Here is a 16146-nt window from a genome sequence, read left to right as displayed (position 1 = left end):
GTCGTCCCTGGGGGAACACACATGTCTCATTACAAGCTGCTCGCCGCCGCCAGCGGTCTGGCCCTGATGGCCGCCGCCGGCGCCCACGCGCAAACGACGCCCGCCGCCCAAGCCGATTCCAGCGCCCAGCAGGTCGACGAAGTCGTCGTCACCGGCGTGCGCAAGAGCCTGCGCGAGGCCCTGGACGTGAAGCGCGGCTCCGACAAGGTGGTCGAGGCCATCTCGGCCAAGGACATCGGCGTCCTGCCCGACGTCACCATCGCCGAGTCCATCGCCCGCCTGCCGGGCGTCAACGCCACCCGCGACCGCGGCAACGACAGCCAGGCCGTCGTGCGCGGCCTGGGCGCCCGCCTGGTGCTGGGCACCGTCAACGGCCGCGAAGTCGCCTCGTCCGAACCCGACCGCAACGTCCGCTGGGAAATCTATCCGTCGGAAGTCGTCTCGGGCGTCCAGGTCTACAAGTCGCAGTCGGCCGACCTGATCGCCGGCGGCGTGGCCGCGACCATCAACATCGATACGATCGCCCCGCTCGACTACAAGGGCCCCGAATTCGTGCTCCGCGCCGGCCCGGTCTATTACGACGGCGGCAAGGACATTCCCAACTACGACACCACCGGCTACCGCGCCTCGGGCTCTTGGGTGCACAGGGTCAATGACGACCTCGCCTTCGTGCTGGGCCTGACCTCGCAGAAGCAGAAGAACGGCTACGGCTCGTTCCAGGGCTGGGGCTACAACGACTCCGACGCCCGCCCGCCGGCCGGCGCCAGCGACTACAGCAGCGACCTGAACCGCGACGGCAAGGTCGACTACACGCCGTGGGGGGCGCAGGAATCGATCAGCCGCATCGACCAGAAGCGCACCGGCGTCTCGGGCGGCCTGCAGTATCGGCCCACCGACACCTTCGAGCTGAAGGCCGACGTCCTCTATTCGAAGATCGAGATCACCGAGGTCCAGGACCAGACCGTCTGGGGCGCCAACAACTGGGGCAACTGGAACCGGGGCGACGGCACGAACACCGGCTGGAACGACGCCGACTATCACGCGGCCGGCGCGTCGTTCACCCTGGTCAACAACACCGTGGTGGCCGCCACCCTGCCCTTCAGCTCGGTCCAGACCGTGCTGGCCAAGTACTCCGAGGACAAGGAGCTGTTCGCCGGCGGCGTGAACGGCAAGTGGACCAGCGACCAGTGGACCGTCGCGGCCGACGCCTCCTACTCGAAGGCCGAGCGGACCAACACCTGGAAGGCCGTGCGCTTCGAGGCCTGGCCGGCCTGGACCAGCTTCGACTGGCGCGAGGGCAAGACCCCGACCATCACCACCAGCCAGGACAGCCTCGGCCTGAGCCAGACGGCCGACCTGGCCGGTTCGCATGACGGCCCCGAGCACCTGAACGACGAGCTGAAGGCCGCGACCCTGGACTTCACGCGCGACCTCGGCGAGGGCGTCGTCAAGAGCCTGCAGTTCGGCGCCCGGGCTTCGGACCGCACCAAGGACCACACCCGGTTCAGCTTCGCTCCCTCGGCGACCGGCGCGACCGTGCCGGCCGGCCTGCTGACCACCTACAAGCTCGACGACGGCGCCAACATCCCGGCCGTCCTGACCGGCGACATCGACAAGATCGCCGCGATCGCCTACGCCCCCAACGCCTTCGCCCTGTCGAACGCGACGGAAAGCCTGGGTGACCGCTGGAGCGTCAACGAGAAGGTCTACGAAGGCTACGGCAAGCTGAACTTCGCCGCCGACAGCTTCGGCGGCGCCTGGGCGACCGGCAATGTCGGCGTCCGCCTGGTCCACACCGAAACCAGCAGCGACGGCATGCAGCAGGACACCGCCGGCGCCTTCAAGGCCGTGACGGTGGACGACGACTACACCGACCTCCTGCCCTCGGCGAACGCCAAGTTCGACTTCGGCGACGGCAAGGTGTTCCGCCTGGGCCTGGCCAAGGTCATCGCCCGGCCGCCGCTGGACGAGTTGCGGGCCAGCCGCACCCTGGCCAACTGGGCGCCCTGGACGGGCAGCGCCGGCAACCCGCACCTGAAGCCGTTCGAGGCCTGGCAGCTGGACGCCTCGGCCGAGTGGTACTTCCGTCCCGAGGCCCTGTTCGCCGCGTCCTACTACTACAAGGCCGTCGACTCCTACATCGGCTGGAAGCAGAGCCCGGTCACGTTCGGCAGCCAGACCTACACCGTGGCCAGCCCCGCCAACGGCGGCGACGGCTACATCCAGGGCCTGGAACTGACCTTCCAGACGCCGTTCTTCTTCCTGCCCAGCGGCTTCGACAAGTTCGGGATCTATTCGAACTACGCCTATGTCGACTCCGACCTGAAGGAGTTCTCGCCGGCCAACAACCCGCTGACCATGACCGGCCTGGCCGACCACACCGCGACGGTCGACCTGTGGTACGCCAACGGCCCGATCGAGGCGCGCCTGGGCTGGAAGTACCACAGCCCGATGACCGTGATTTACGGCTGGAACGGCTCGGACCTGCAGACCCTGGAGAGCGAGAAGACCCTCGACTTCAGCTCGGCCTACAGCTTCAACGACCACGCCACCGTCCGCTTCCAGGTCAACAACCTGACCAACGAGGAACTGCGGATGTACCGCGACAACGATCCCAACCGAATCGGGCGCTACGACGTCTACGGCCGTCGCTTCCTGGTCGACCTGACCCTGAAGTTCTAGCCCTTTCCGCCACTCCTTGGTCCTGCGAGGGGTGGCGGCGGCGAGCTTGTCTCGCCAAGCTGGGATTCATCACCCTCCCCGATGATCCTGCGACTGGGGAGGAAGCGCCGCTTCCTCCCCTTTTTTACTTTCCGCGTGAGGACTTCATGGTCGACTTCAGCCGCCGCCAAGCCCTGGCCGCCACCGCCGGCGCCGCCGCCCTGGCGGCCGCCGCTTCGTCGACCCGCGCCGCCGCGAGGCCGGCGGCCGCCCCGCCCGTCCCCGCGCTTCCCGCCGTCGACCTGGCCCCGCGCGAGCGCCTGTCGCTGGACTTCGACTGGCGCTTCAAGCTGGGCCACGCCCAGGACCCGGCCCGCGACTTCGGCTTCGGGGCCAACCAGGGAACCTACGCCAAGGCCGGCAGAACCGCCGCCCCGGCCGAGCTGGACTTCGACGCCGGCGCCTGGGCGCCGGTCACCCTGCCCCACGATTGGGCCGTCGAACTGCCCTTCGTCGACAACCCAGCCTATGTCCCCTCGGGCAAGCCCGATGACGGGGACCCGCGCGCCGCCCACGGCTACAAGCCCCTGGGCCGCGAGTTTCCCGAGACCAGCATCGGCTGGTACCGCAAGACCTTCGCCCTGCCCGCCGCCGACGCCGGCAAGCGGCTGTCGATCGAGTTCGACGGCGCCTTCCGCGACGCCCTGGTGATCGTCAACGGCTACATCCTCGAGCGCGAGGACAGCGGCTATTCGCCCTTCCGCGTCGACATCACCGACATCGCCAATGTCGGCGGCGACAACAGCCTGGTGGTCCGAGTCGACGCCAGCCTGGGCGAGGGCTGGTTCTACGAGGGCGCGGGCCTCTATCGCCACGTCTGGCTGGTCAAGACCGCCCCGGTCCACGTGCCGCAGTGGGGCGTGTTCGTGCGCGCCAGGGTCGACGGGACGCTGTCGATCGACACCGACCTGGTCAACGAGGGCGACGCCCGCGCCGAGTTCGAACTGCTGCACACCGTGCTCGACGCCGCCGGCAGGCCGGTGCTGACGCCCGCCGCCGCGCCGGGCCGCCTGCCGGCCTGGGAGCGCCAGTCGCTGTCGCTGACCGTGACCCTGCCCAGCCCCGTCCCGTGGACGCTGGAAAACCCGCACCTCTACAGCCTGGTCACCGAGGTCAAGGTCGGCGGCGCGGTCGTGGACCGTTATGTCACCCGGTTCGGCGTCCGCTCGGTCGTCTTCGACGCCGACAAGGGCTTCCTGTTGAACGGAGCGTCCGTGAAGCTGAAGGGGACCTGCAACCACCAGGACCACGCGGGGGTGGGCGCGGCCATTCCCGACGCCCTGCAGGTCTGGCGGCTGGAACAGCTGAAGAGCATGGGGTGCAACGCCTATCGCGCCTCGCACAATCCGCCGACGCCCGAGCTGTTGGACGCCTGCGACCGCCTGGGCATCGTCGTGATCGACGAGACCCGCCGGATGTCCAGCGACCCGACCTCGATGGACGAGCTAGAACGCCTGGTCCGCCGCGACCGCAACCATCCGTCGGTGATCCTCTGGTCGATCGGCAACGAGGAGCCCCAGCAGGCCACGGCCCGCGGCGCCAAGGTGGCGGCCACCATGAAGCGGCTGGTCAATCGCCTGGACCCCAGTCGCCTGGTCATCGCCGCCATGGACCAGGGCTTCGGCGAGGGCATCAGCGCTGTCATCGACGTCCAGGGCTTCAACTATCGCCACGAGAAGATGGACGACTTCCACGCCAGGTTCCCGCACGTGCCGGTGATCGGCACCGAGAGCGCCAGCACCGTGTCCACGCGCGGCGAATACGCCCGCGACGACGCCAAGGCTTACGTCCCCGCCTACGACACCGAGCACCCCTGGTGGGCGACCACGGCCGAGAAGTGGTGGAGCCACGCGGCCGACCGCCCGTGGATGGCCGGCGGCTTCATCTGGACTGGCTTCGACTATCGCGGCGAGCCCACGCCCTTCAACCGCTGGCCCAGCGTCAGCTCGCACTTCGGCGCGCTCGACACCTGCGGCTTCCCGAAGGACAATTATTACTACTACCGCGCCTGGTGGCGGCCCGAGCCGCTGCTGCACCTGCTGCCGCATTGGAACTGGGAAGGCCGCGAGGGCCAACCGATCGCGGTCTGGGCGCACAGCAACTGCGACAAGGTCGAGCTGTTCCTGAACGGCAAGAGCCAGGGCGTTCGCGACGTGGTTCCGAACCACCACGTCGAGTGGTCGGTCCCCTACGCCCCCGGCGTGATCGAAGCCCACGGCTACAAGGCGGGCAAGGTGATCCTGCGCGAACGCCGCGAGACCGCTGGCCCCGCCGCCGCCCTGCGCCTGACCGCCGATCGCTCGCGGGTCGCCGCCGACGGCCAGGACGTGGCGATCCTCAAGGTCGAGGTGCTGGACGCCAAGGGCCGGTCGGTTCCCCGCGCCGACGATCTGATCTCGTTCACGCTCAGCGGTCCGGGCCAGGTGATCGGCGTCGGCAACGGCGATCCGACTAGCCACGAGTCCGACCTGGCCAGCCAGAGGAAGGCCTTCAACGGGCTGGCCCAGGCCATCGTCCGTACACGGCGCGGTCAGGCGGGCGAGTTGAGGGTGACTGCCTCGGCGCCGGGGCTGAAGGCGAGCACGGTGAGCGTGGCGGTGGGCGATTAGCGCGCTGTTGGGGACACACACTCATCCCACCGCGTCGGGAAAGCCTGGCGAGGTCGTGGGGTGAGTGTGTGTCCCCGTCAGTACCCGAACGCTAGTCCAGCGCTCTGAACCGCACCGCCGTCCCGCCGCCGGGGGCCATGTCGAGGTCCAGGCTGTCCTTGCTGGTCACCACCTTCTTGGAGATCGCCAGCGCCGTGGTGTTGGTCACGTAATTGGCGCCCGGGCCGTCGGCGTAGATCTGGGCTTCGTAGCGTTTGCCGGGGGCCAGGAAGTCCAGCTTCTGGGTCAGCTTGCGGGCGGTCTCGTCGGTCAGGGCGCCCAGGAACCAGTCCTTGCCGCCGCGCGACTGACGGGCCACGACGATGTAGTCGCCGATCTCGCCCTGCAGGGTCTTGGAGACCTCCCAGTCGGTGGGCACGTCGCGGATGAACTGGAAGGCGTCGGGACGCGCCTCGTAGTTCTCCGGCAGGTCGGCCGCCATCTGGATCGGGCTGTACAGCACCACGTACAGCGCCAGCTGCACCGCCAGGGTCGACTGGCCGCGGCGGGTCAGGTCGGCCTTGCCGTGCACCACGTCGAAGATCCCCGGCGTGAAGTCCATCGGTCCGGCCAGCATTCGGGTGAACGGCAGGATCACCGTGTGCTCGGGCGGGTTGGTCGGGTCGCCCCAGGCGTTGAACTCCTGGCCCCGCGCGCCTTCACGAGCGAGCATGTTGGGCCAGGTGCGGCGCAGGCCGGTGTCCTTGACCGGCTCGTGGGCGTCGATCGAGACGTGATGGCGGGCCGCGACCTCGGCCACGCGCAGGTTATGGCGCACCATGTACTGGCCGGCGAACCACTGCTTCTCGCCCTGCTGGTCCAGGATCGTGCCGCTGTGGCGGACATAGCCGGTCTTCACCTGCGAGATGCCGACGCTTTCATACAGCTTCATCGCGTCTTCCAGCTGGGCCTCGTAGTTGGGGACGGCGCCGGCCGTCTCGTTGTGGCCGATCAGCTTGACGCCCTTGGCCTTGCCGTAGTCGGTGACGCCTTTGAGGTCGAAGTCCGGATAGGCCTTGGTGAAGCTGAACTTGTCGCCGTTGGCGATCCAGTCGCCGTCCCAGCCCTCGTTCCAGCCCTCGACCAACACGCCGTCGAAGCCGTACTTGGCCGCGAAGTCCATGTAGCGCTTGGTGTTGGCCGTGGTCGCTCCGTGCTTGGGACCGCTGCCCCAGGTGGACTTCTCCAGGTGCATCTCCCACCAGATGCCGACGTACTTGCCCGGCTTGATCCACGAGGTGTCGGCGATCTTGCTGGGCTCGTTGAGGTTCAGCTCGATGCGGCTGTCGGCCAGGGCGCCGGCGGTCTCGCCGATCAGCACCGTGCGCCAGGGGGTGGTGAAGGGGCCGGTCTTCTTGGCCAGGGTCCCGTCCTGCCACGGCATCAGTCGGGCCTTCAGCGTTCCCGCCCCGTCGCCGGCCAGCAGCATGCTGGGGAAGTCGACCAGGGCCGCCTCGTGGAACGACAGGTAGAGGCCCCCCTCTCCTTGTTTGGGCGCGTCGGTGCGCTTCAGGGTCAGGGGCGTCTCGGCCAGGGTGATCCGGCGGGCGTCGGTCTGCTTGTAGAGGTACTCGTCGCGCTCCTGGCCCAGGCCCTCGTACCACCAGGCGTCATACGCCCCGACCGGCTTGAAGGCGGTGCGCTCGTCGGTGACGGCGACGCTCGCGCCGGCCGGGATGGCGCCATAGGCGTAGCGGAAGCCCAGGCCGTCGTCGAACAACCGGAAGGTGACGTCGAAGGTCTTGTTCAGGGCCGTGTCGCCGGCCAGGGAGACGGTCAGCTCCGCGTGGTTGTCGCGGATCGTCCGCTGCTCGCCCCAGGGCTGCTCCCAGGTGGTGTCGGACGCGTCGCGCCTGGCGGCGGTCAGGCCAGTGATCCGGGCGGCGGGTTCGCCGGCGAAGGTCAGGCCCAGCGGGGCGGGCGCCAGCACCGGTTTGCCGCCGCGCGACACCTCGTAGAAGGCCCCGCCGTCCCGGGTGAACACGCAGACCTCGATCACCTTGCCCGGCGACTGGGCGCACTCGCGATCAGCGGCGGCCGCGACAGCCGGGGCGGCCAGGGCGCCGAGCAAGGCGCCGAACAGGGCCGGGGTTCGCAACATCATCGAACGGTCTCTTTCGTCAGAAGGAAATGGGGCGTCAGAAGGAAAAAGGGCGTCTCGGCTTCGCAGGCCAAAACCGAGACGCAGGGGAGGATCTGTCCCACCGCCCGGTCAGGGACGGCGAAAAGGGAGAATGAGCGGCGCATCAGGACGTCACCGCCTCGATGAAGCCGTTGGCGGTCAGCCGGCCCACGCCGGGATCGGCGCCGCCCGCCTCGGGTCCCAACAGCGCCGAATGCAGGAGGTGGTTGCGGTAGACGATCAGCCGGTTGAACACGCAGTCGGCCTGGCCGATCAGCTCGTGGTCGGCCATCACTGGACCGGCATAGGCGGCCGCCCCGGCGCCGCGCGCGGCCAGCTGGGCCTGGGCGACGGCGACATAGGTCTCATGACGCGCGTGGTCGACGCTCTCGAAGTCCGTGGTCTTGTGGCGGAAGAAACCGGTGCCGCCGTGGTCGCCCCGGCACAGGTAGTGGACCATGGCCAGGCGCTCGGGATCGGGCGAGTCATGGTGCGGGATCTTCTGGATCGGCTCGGCCTCGCGCGCCGGCGTCGTGGCCAGGGCGAAGAAGCCGAAATATTTCAGACAGGCGTCGCTGCTCAGGCCGAACGCCGCCGCGATCGGACCGCGCAGGGCCGTGACCACCGTGCGGTAGTACGACTCCGGCAGGGGCGCGTTCAGGCCCGGATAGTGGGTGTGCTCGGGCGTGTAGAAGCCGGCCTCGCGGGCGGCGTCGATCATCGCCTCGGGATCGGCCAGCACGTCGTCGACGATCAGCAGCGGCTGGCGCTCCTGGCCGAGGTGCCGCAGCTGGACCCGTATCCGGGTCCCGATCAGCAGGGGCGGAACAGCGGCGGCCACGGTCATGCGCCGCCCTTCAGGAAGGCCATCTTCAGCTGGTGCTTGAGGGCGGCGCGGAACGATGGGCTCATCGGCCCCAGCGCGCCCTTCAGCCCGTCCGGGATGTGGGTGGTCGCCTCGCCGTCGCCGGCGAAGACATAGGCCTCGAACATCGCCTTCCAGTAGGCGCGCTCGCCGGGCGGCAGGTCCTTGAAGGCCAGAAGCGCGGTCAGGAAGACGTCGTTGGCCCGCTCCAGCCCTGTCGCCGTGTCGCCCCACCAAGCGTTGACCATGGCGTTGTAGGGATCAAGCGAGGTGACGTGGTGCCACCAGTATTTCGGCACGAACAGCGCGTCGCCGGGCTCCAGCCAGGCGACCTGGGCAGCCGTGTAGGCGTCGCGGTAGCGCGGGAACCGCGCCAGGTCCGGGGCCTCGGGATCGACCAGCGACAGCGGCGGCGGGTTGTCCAGCGGGCCGACATACAGGTTGGCGACCTGGGTCGGCGGGAACAGCACGAACCGCCGGCGGCCGGCGATCACACAGGCCAGGTTGTGGTCGCGGTCGTTGTGGGTCTGGGTGCGCACGGCCCCGCCGATCCACAGGCGCGGCATGGCCTTGGACGCCACCAGCGGCATCGGGTTGTCGCGCACGAACGCCGGCAGGTGCGTGGCCAGGGGCAGCATCTGGATGGCGACGAACGGCGCGGCCGGGTCGCCCAGCAGACGCTCGATCCGGTCCAGGGTTTCGCCGAGCCCGGCCTGGCGCTTGGAGAAGGCGAACTCGCGCAGGTCGGCGCCGTAGCCGAAGCGGCCGCCTGTGGCGGCGGGGGCCTCCATGACCGGAGCGGGCGCGCCGGCGTCCATGGCCTTGAGATAGACGTTGAGGGCGGCGGGGCCGCGGCGGCCGGCGGCCAGGGCGGGCCAGGCGTCCAGCAGGCCCCGGATCACCACCGGCCGCTCGGCCCGGACGATGGCGTCGAAGTCGGCCGACGACGGACGGTCGACCATCGCCACGCGCGGCAGGGCGTCGATGTCGAGCGTTTCGCCGGTGATCACGCCGCCGCCGTCCATCAGCAGAAGCTCTCCAGATAGAGGTCGTGGGTCGGCTGTTTCAGCACCTGTTCCTTGATGAAGCCCAGGATGCGCCGGAACTCACCCTTCATGGTCTCGGGCGTCGTGCGGTCGATCATCGGGGCATGGGTCTCCGGCGTCAGGCCGTGACCGCTGAACAGGGCCCGCCAGCTGTCGGCGACGAAGGTTTCGTGCTCGGACGGCGGGATCTCGCCTCGCGCCTGGAAGACGACGATCTTGTGGGCCAGCGCGTCCGAGGCGGTCGCCGCCCGAGCCCGGTCCCAGAACGGCGCCTTGGCGTAGCGGTTGGCGACGTGGTGGGCCGACTGGAAGTCGCGCAGGCGCTCGTGGACCTGGCGGATCGTGGCGTTGTACTCGGCGCGCTCGGCCCCGAACGCGGCGGCGACCGGGAACAGCGACAGCAGGTGCACCAGCCCCAGCTGCACGGCCTGCAGCTCGACGCCGTGCACCGGATCGAACGCGCAGGCCGCCTCGCCGACGGCCACGCAGTTGCCCGCCCAGGCCTGGGCGCGACGGCCCGGATCGCTGATCGAGACCACGGCGTCGGTCAGGGCCTGGCCGGAGATGCGGCCGGCCATCTCCAGGGCCTGGTCGTCCGCACACAGATCGCCGGCATAGACCTGGACCACATGGGTGCCGGCCTGGCTCGGATACAGTCCCACCCAGCCGCGCGCCCAGGCCCGGATGTCGGCATAGGGCGGCAGGGCGGCGAGACGCGGCCCTTGGGCCCGCAGCACGCGGTCGGCGGGGAAGTGGTCGCGCCAGCTCTCGCGGGCCACGCCCAGGGCGGTCATCAGAACCCCCTCGGCGCCCGTGGCGTCGATGAACAGGTCGCCCCCGACGCACCGGCCTTCACCGAGGTCCAGAGCGGCGATCTCGCCGTCCGCATCCAAGGTCGGCTTGACGGCCAGGGCCTGATGCATCTCCACGCCCAGGCGGCCGGCCAGGGTCTTGAGGCTGGCGGCGTAGGCGATGGCCGGCAGGTGGTAGCCGTAGTCGGCGCGGCCGAAGGCTTCCGTCTCCTCGTCGGGCAGCAGCACCCGGCCCTGCCTGGCGGCGACGGCCGTCAGCGAGAACGCGTCCAGTTCGACCTCCAGCCCCAGGCGCCGGGCCTTCAGCCAGAACGGGAAGAAGTCGCGATTGTCGATCGGCGCGCCATAGGCGCCGTGGGCGTGGAAGAAGGCCGGGGTCGCGCCGGAGACGTCGGCGAAGTTCTGGCCCAGGGAAAAGGCGCCGCGCGTGGCGCGCAGCAGGGCCGCCTCGTCCAGGCCCAGCAGGCCGTGCAGCGCCTCCAGCGGCGGCAGTGTCGCGTGGACGTCGGCGACGCCCAGGCGGGTGGGCAGCTCGACGGCGGTGACGCTCACGCCGGCCGGACGCAGGGCCGCGCGCAGCACGCAGGCCGACAACCACAGGGCCGCGTCACGACCGGCGACGACGATGCTGCCGGGCGCGCCCATCAGGCCACCGCCGGGGTCAGGGCCGCCGCCGCGACGTCGCCCGGCGCATAGCGGGCCAGGAAGTCGGCGTGCGAGGTCATGGTCGCGACATTGCTGTCGATGCGGGTCTTCAGGTCGGCCAGCCGGGCTTCGAGGTCGTCCAGCGTCAGGCTCTCGGCCAGGCGGTCATGGGCGCGGGGCGTGAGGCCCTGGCCCTCGAACACCGACAGCCAGCTGTCGCGCGAGAACAGGCCGTACTTGTAGTCCGGCAGGGCGGCACGAGCCTCGAACAACTCCATCTTGGCGGCCAGGCTGTCGGGGATGGCCATGGTCCGGACGTGATCCCACAGCGGCTCGCCGAACCGGCTGTTGGCGCGGTAGTGCAGGATCAGGAAATCGCGGACCCGGTCGTACTGGATCTCGAACAGGCGGTTGAACTCGGCGACCAGCCGGGGGTCCATGCGGTCGCCCTCGCCGGGCGTCGGCATCAGGTTGACCAGGTCGATCACGGCGGCCTGGATCAGGAAGATGCTGGTCGATTCCAGCGGCTCCAGGAAGCCGCTGGCCAGGCCCATGGCCACGACGTTGCCGCTCCAGCCGCGCACGCGGCGGCCGGCCTTGAAGCGCAGCAGCCGGGGCTCGTCCAGCGCCTCGCCGTCCAGCTTGGCCAGCAGGGTCTCGCGCGCCTGATTCTCGTCGAGGAAGGCGCTGGAGAACACGTAGCCGTTGCCGGTGCGATGCTGCAGCGGTATGCGCCAGCGCCAGCCGCCGAGGTCGGCGCTGGCCCGGGTGTAGGGGGTCAGGCCGTCGCCGCCGGTCTTGCACGGCACGGCCAGGGCGCGGTCGCAGGGCAGCCACGGGGCCCAGTCCTGCCACGCGACGTCCATCTGCCCGCCCAGCAGCAGCGAGCGGAAGCCGGTGCAGTCGATGAACAGGTCGCCCTGGATGATCGCGCCCGACTTCAGGGTCAGGCTGGCGACGTGGCCGTTCGCGCCGTCGCGGGCGATGTCGGCGACCAGACCCTCGATGCGCTTGACGCCGCGCGCGGTCGCCCAGCGGCGCAGGAAGCCGGCATAGAGGCTGGCGTCGAAATGATAGGCGTAGGCGTAGGTCGAGCGGATCGACTTGTCGTCCTGGTTGGGAAACTCGAAGGCGTTCGCCCGGCACGCGGCCGCGGCGTAGGAATAGGCTTGCAGCGGCGCGACCTCGCGCCCGGCCAGCCTGGCCCGCACCCAATGGTGCTGAAAATCGACGCCGTTCCACGGCTCGCCGAACGTGCCGAACGGGTGGATGTAGCGGTCGCCGGGACGGTTCCAGTCGCGGAACTCGATGCCCAGCTTGAGGGTCCCCTGGGTCTCGGCCAGAAACCGCGCCTCGTTGATCCCCAGCATGTCGTTGAAGGTCTTGATGTGCGGCAGGGTGGCCTCGCCGACCCCCACCGCGCCGATCTCGTCGGACTCGATCAGGGTGACGTCATAGGCCTTCGGGTCCAGCAGCCGGGCCAGGCCGGCCGCGCACATCCAGCCCGCCGTGCCGCCGCCGACGATGACGACCTTCAGGGCCTGGGCTTTGTCTGTCTGCATGGTCCTGACCTCCCGTTTACGCCGGAGCATACGCCGCCGCGGAACCCCGCGGCGGCGCAACGCCGATCGGGACTAGTACTTGAAGCGGATGCCGAGCTGGAAGCGGCGGTCGTTGCGGATCCAGGACGAGTCGATCTTCACCGGCTTGGCGCCGGGGGTCAGGGCCGAGTCGCCGAAGACCTGCTGCTGGAAGACCGTCGTGGTGTCGAGGATGTTGGAGGCGTCCAGCGACACTTCGATATTGTCGTTGACCTGGTAGCGGATCGAGCCGTCCAGGAAGCCCGCGTCCTTCTGATAGATCGGCAGGCCGATGCAGCAGTCCAGGTTGTTGGTCAGGAAGTCCGAACGCCAGCTGTAGGCCAGGCGCATGGCGATCGGGCCTTTCTCGTACAGACCCACCAGGTTGTAGGAGTCGTCCGAGATGCCGGCCAGGCGGTGGCTGTCCATGACCGCCCCGTTGACCTGCAGGCCGCCGCCGAAGGCGACCGTGCCGCCAGCCGCGTAGCCCGGCTGGGTGGCCAGGTTGGAGTTGTTGATCCCCTCCTGCTTGGTGTGGGTGTAGTTGGCCTGGACGCCCAGGCCGTCCCACGGCGACGGGAGGAAGTCGAAGAAGGTCTGGTAGGCGACCTCGAAGCCCTTCAGCTCGCCGCCGCCGTTGCCGTTGCGCGGACCGCGGACCAGCACGTTCTGGGTCACGCCGTTGTTGGTGAACGAGCGCAGGAACTCGCCGTAGGCGATGCTGCCGTTCAGCTTCTTGTAGAAGACGTCGAAGCTGAACGAGCTGCTTTCGGTGAAATAGTGCTCGAAGGTCAGGTCGAACTGGTCGGCGGTGATCGGCTTGAGCGCGCCGAAGCCGGAGTCGGCGTTGAACTGGAAGTTATAGCCGGTGACGTTGGCCGGGATGTGCGGCGCGGTCGGCGAGTTGTAGGTCACGTACGGCGAGTCCGGCGAGGTGTTGAGGGCCGGGGTCTGGACGGCGACGAAGTTGCGCAGCAGGCCGAAGTCGGGCCGCGACATGGCCCGCGAGGCGGCGAAGCGGACGAAGCTCTTGTCGCTCAGGCCAAACCGCACGTTGAGGCTGGGCAGCCAGTTGTCGTGCTTGCCGCTGAAGTCGTTGGGCGAGCTGCCGCCGTTGCTGAAGGCCAGCAGTTGCGGGGTCAGCCAGCACGAGATGTTGGTGACCGAGTTGGGCCCCAGCGGCGCCGAGCAGGGCGTGGTGGCGGCCGAGGTGTACCAGGTGCTGGTCGGGTAGGCGACGCCGCCCGTGCTGGTGGTCTTGGTCTCGACGAAGCGCAGGCCGACATTGCCCTGGACGGTGACGCCGTTGAAGATCGTCATGTCCTCGCCGCCGAAGCGCAGCATGCCGTAGGCCGCCATGGTCTCTTCTTCGACGTCGACCAGTTCGGGCGGGATGAAGCAGCCCTCGGTGTTGGTCGTGCGCTGGCACAGCGGGGTCCAGGCCATCGGCGAGTTGGTCGTCGCGCCGCTCAGCGCCTTGATCAGCCCGTCGTGGTCGGCCAGCGTGGCCTTGCTCAGGAACACCAGCTCGTTGTTGGGGAAGACCTCGCCGTTATAGAAATTGTCCAGGCCCGCGACGCTCCAGATGCCGGCGCCGTAGCCCTGGAAGTTGCCCGCGTGGCCGCAGGCGGCCGGATAGGGCTGGGGCGTGGTGTTGTCGATGTTGAAGCCCGGACCGTTGCAGTTCCACGGCGCGGCCACCGGCGACCAGTTGTAGGTCGAGTAGCGCACCTTCTGCTTGCGGTCGGCGTAGCGGACGCCGACCTTCAGCGAGTTCAGCCAGCCGCCCGGCGCGAATTCGTATTCGCCGTCGGCCCGCAGGGCCAGTTCGGTGGCGTCATTGTCCTCGTAGTGGTCCTGGATGAACGGGATCCAGTAGTTGTGCGGGTTCGACAGGAAGCCCGGCGCGTAGTTGACGTTCGAGCCCGGCTGCAGGGTGATCTGCGGCGTGCCGTCGCCGTTCACCCGGTACTGGGCGTCGGCCATCGTGCGGTTGGCGACCAGGATGTCGTAGTTGTTGGTGTCGGCGTCGATGTACTGGACGTCGAAGCTCGTGTGGAGGCGGTCGCTGACGTCCCACTGCAGGTTGGCCGAGATGTCGCTGGTGCCTTCGGAGTGGTCGAAGTTGCGCGCCTGGTTCTCGATATAAAGGCCTTGGCGCTGGGTGGCGCAGGCCGGAATGCCGCCGCAGTAGTTGACGAAGGGCTGGCCGGGGACCGCCGAGCCGCGGTTGATGTTGTCCTGGGTGCTGGAGCCCCAGTCGCCGGTCGGCTGGGTCAGGATGCCCGAGGTCAGCATGCCGTCCGGACCGAAGGTGAAGGCCGGCGAGCCCTGGGCCGGGGCGATGAAGGCCGTGGTCTGGGGCGAATAGGCCGGCGCGGCCCACAGGCCGAACATCACGACGTTGGTGCTGCGTTCGAGCCAGGCGTTCTTGTACTTGGAGTCGTTGTACTGGGCCTTGAAGCGGACCGTGCCGTCGTTGTTCTCGTACTGGAAGGCCAGGGCCGTGCCCTTGCGGACCCGGTCATACTCGACCTGCGAGTAGTTGACCTGGTCGGGCATGTAGCGCCAGCCCGAGCCGCCGTAGGGATTGGTGGTGCAAGGGATCGAGCCGTCGGCGCTGACGATCGCCTTGCCGTTGACGTCGTTGTTGCCGGCCGAGCAGAACGTGCCGATGCGCTGCATCACCACGCCTTCGGTCTGGGTCAGCACGTGCGAATAGGCGTAGTCGGCCATCAAGCCGATGCGGCCGAAGTCGACATCCCAGGTCTTGCTGATGATGCCGGAGTACTCGTAGGTGACGTCCTTGGAGCGGTTGCCGTAGTTGGCCTTGCCCGAGAGCGTGATCACCTGGTTCTTGCTGTCGAACGGCAGGCGGGTGCGCAGGTTGACCGTGCCGGCGATGCCGCCCTCGATCATCTCGGCCGTCTGGTTCTTGTAGCTGTCGACGCCGGCCATCAGTTCCGGCGAGATGTCGTTGAAGTTCAGGCCGCGCGCGGCGTCGGCCGAGAAGCTGTCGCGGCCGTTGAACTCGGTGCGCACCTGGGTCAGGCCGCGGATCAGAACCCCGGCCGGCTCGGCCGAGAAGTGCGAGCTGTCGTCGCTGGACTGCAGGCGGGACACCGTGACGCCCGGCACGCGCTGCAGCGCCTCGGCGACCGACTTGTCAGGGAAAGCGCCGATGTCGGTGGCGGTGATCGAGTCGACGATGGTGTCGGCGTTCTTCTTGATCTGCTGCGAAGTCTCCAGCGACTTGCGCACGCCGATGACGACGACCTCGTCGACCACCGCGGCGTCCTTGTCCTGCCCGAAGGCCGGCGCGGCCGCGCCCATGGCGGCGCCGACGCCGACCAGGGCGACCAGCGACACGCCGCCGCGCAGAAGCGCCTTGCGACCGTGGCTGAATCCGCCGCTGAACCTGAACTTGCTCATCCCGTTCTCCCTGATTTTCTGCCCGCGCCTTGGTCGCGCGGGTGTTTTTTGATGAAGCCGCGCGCCCCTCCCGAAGCGTCGCGGAGACCCCTGCACTCTCGATCTCCCCCCGGTTTCCGGGGGTTGCACCCTCGAGGCGCGTGGACCGCGAATTCCGCTGAAAGGCTGTGGTGTCGCGCGGCGCGCGGGCCGGCTTCGACACGATGAGCGCCGGTCACCCCCGACCGTGTCGCTCGCGAGGCCCTAGCCCCGTGATCCCCTCCCCTCCTCTTCCG

General features: G+C 69.1%; 8 protein-coding genes. 2 read left to right on the top strand and 6 right to left on the bottom strand.

Annotation, left to right across the window (positions count from 1 at the left end; genetic code table 11):
- Window positions 1-21 precede the first annotated feature (21 nt).
- Together ASD38_RS05200 and galA are read left to right on the top strand one after the other, a co-directional pair.
- Window positions 22-2682, top strand: a complete 2661-nt coding sequence (locus ASD38_RS05200; RefSeq protein ID WP_056458155.1) for a TonB-dependent receptor — start codon at window positions 22-24, stop codon at window positions 2680-2682.
- Between the two features lie 146 nt (window positions 2683-2828).
- On the top strand, window positions 2829-5330 hold the full coding sequence (galA, locus tag ASD38_RS05195) for a beta-galactosidase GalA (protein ID WP_056458152.1): 2502 nt from the start codon (window positions 2829-2831) through the stop codon (window positions 5328-5330).
- A 91-nt stretch (window positions 5331-5421) separates the two neighbouring features.
- Here the strand turns inward: galA and ASD38_RS05190 are convergent, their stop codons facing one another.
- The 6 genes from ASD38_RS05190 to ASD38_RS05165 form a co-directional block, all read right to left on the bottom strand.
- Window positions 5422-7473 (bottom strand): glycoside hydrolase family 97 protein, encoded by a 2052-nt coding sequence (locus ASD38_RS05190; RefSeq protein ID WP_082560669.1) that lies wholly within the window; start codon window positions 7471-7473, stop codon window positions 5422-5424.
- 142 nt (window positions 7474-7615) lie between these two features.
- Window positions 7616-8338 carry a DUF6445 family protein gene (locus ASD38_RS05185; RefSeq protein WP_056458146.1) on the bottom strand — a complete coding sequence of 241 codons (723 nt, stop codon included), beginning with the start codon at window positions 8336-8338 and terminating at the stop codon, window positions 7616-7618.
- Window positions 8335-9381 (bottom strand): cupin-like domain-containing protein, encoded by a 1047-nt coding sequence (locus ASD38_RS05180; RefSeq protein WP_056458143.1) that lies wholly within the window; start codon window positions 9379-9381, stop codon window positions 8335-8337. The genes ASD38_RS05185 and ASD38_RS05180 overlap by 4 nt, the downstream gene beginning before the upstream one ends.
- Entirely contained in the window at window positions 9381-10859 is a 1479-nt protein-coding gene (locus tag ASD38_RS05175) for a tryptophan 7-halogenase (protein WP_056458140.1), read from the bottom strand. The genes ASD38_RS05180 and ASD38_RS05175 overlap by 1 nt, the downstream gene beginning before the upstream one ends.
- Complete coding sequence (locus tag ASD38_RS05170; RefSeq protein ID WP_056458138.1) at window positions 10859-12421, bottom strand: tryptophan halogenase family protein; 1563 nt, start codon at window positions 12419-12421, stop codon at window positions 10859-10861. Before ASD38_RS05170 ends, ASD38_RS05175 begins: the two co-directional genes overlap by 1 nt.
- A gap of 72 nt (window positions 12422-12493) precedes the next feature.
- Entirely contained in the window at window positions 12494-15871 is a 3378-nt protein-coding gene (locus tag ASD38_RS05165) for a TonB-dependent receptor (RefSeq protein WP_056458134.1), read from the bottom strand.
- Window positions 15872-16146 lie beyond the last annotated feature (275 nt).

Source organism: Caulobacter sp. Root487D2Y, assembly GCF_001427165.1.
Classification (GTDB): Bacteria; Pseudomonadota; Alphaproteobacteria; order Caulobacterales; family Caulobacteraceae; genus Caulobacter.
Note: the sequence above shows the minus strand (reverse complement) of the source record. Positions and strands in the feature narration are given on the sequence as shown.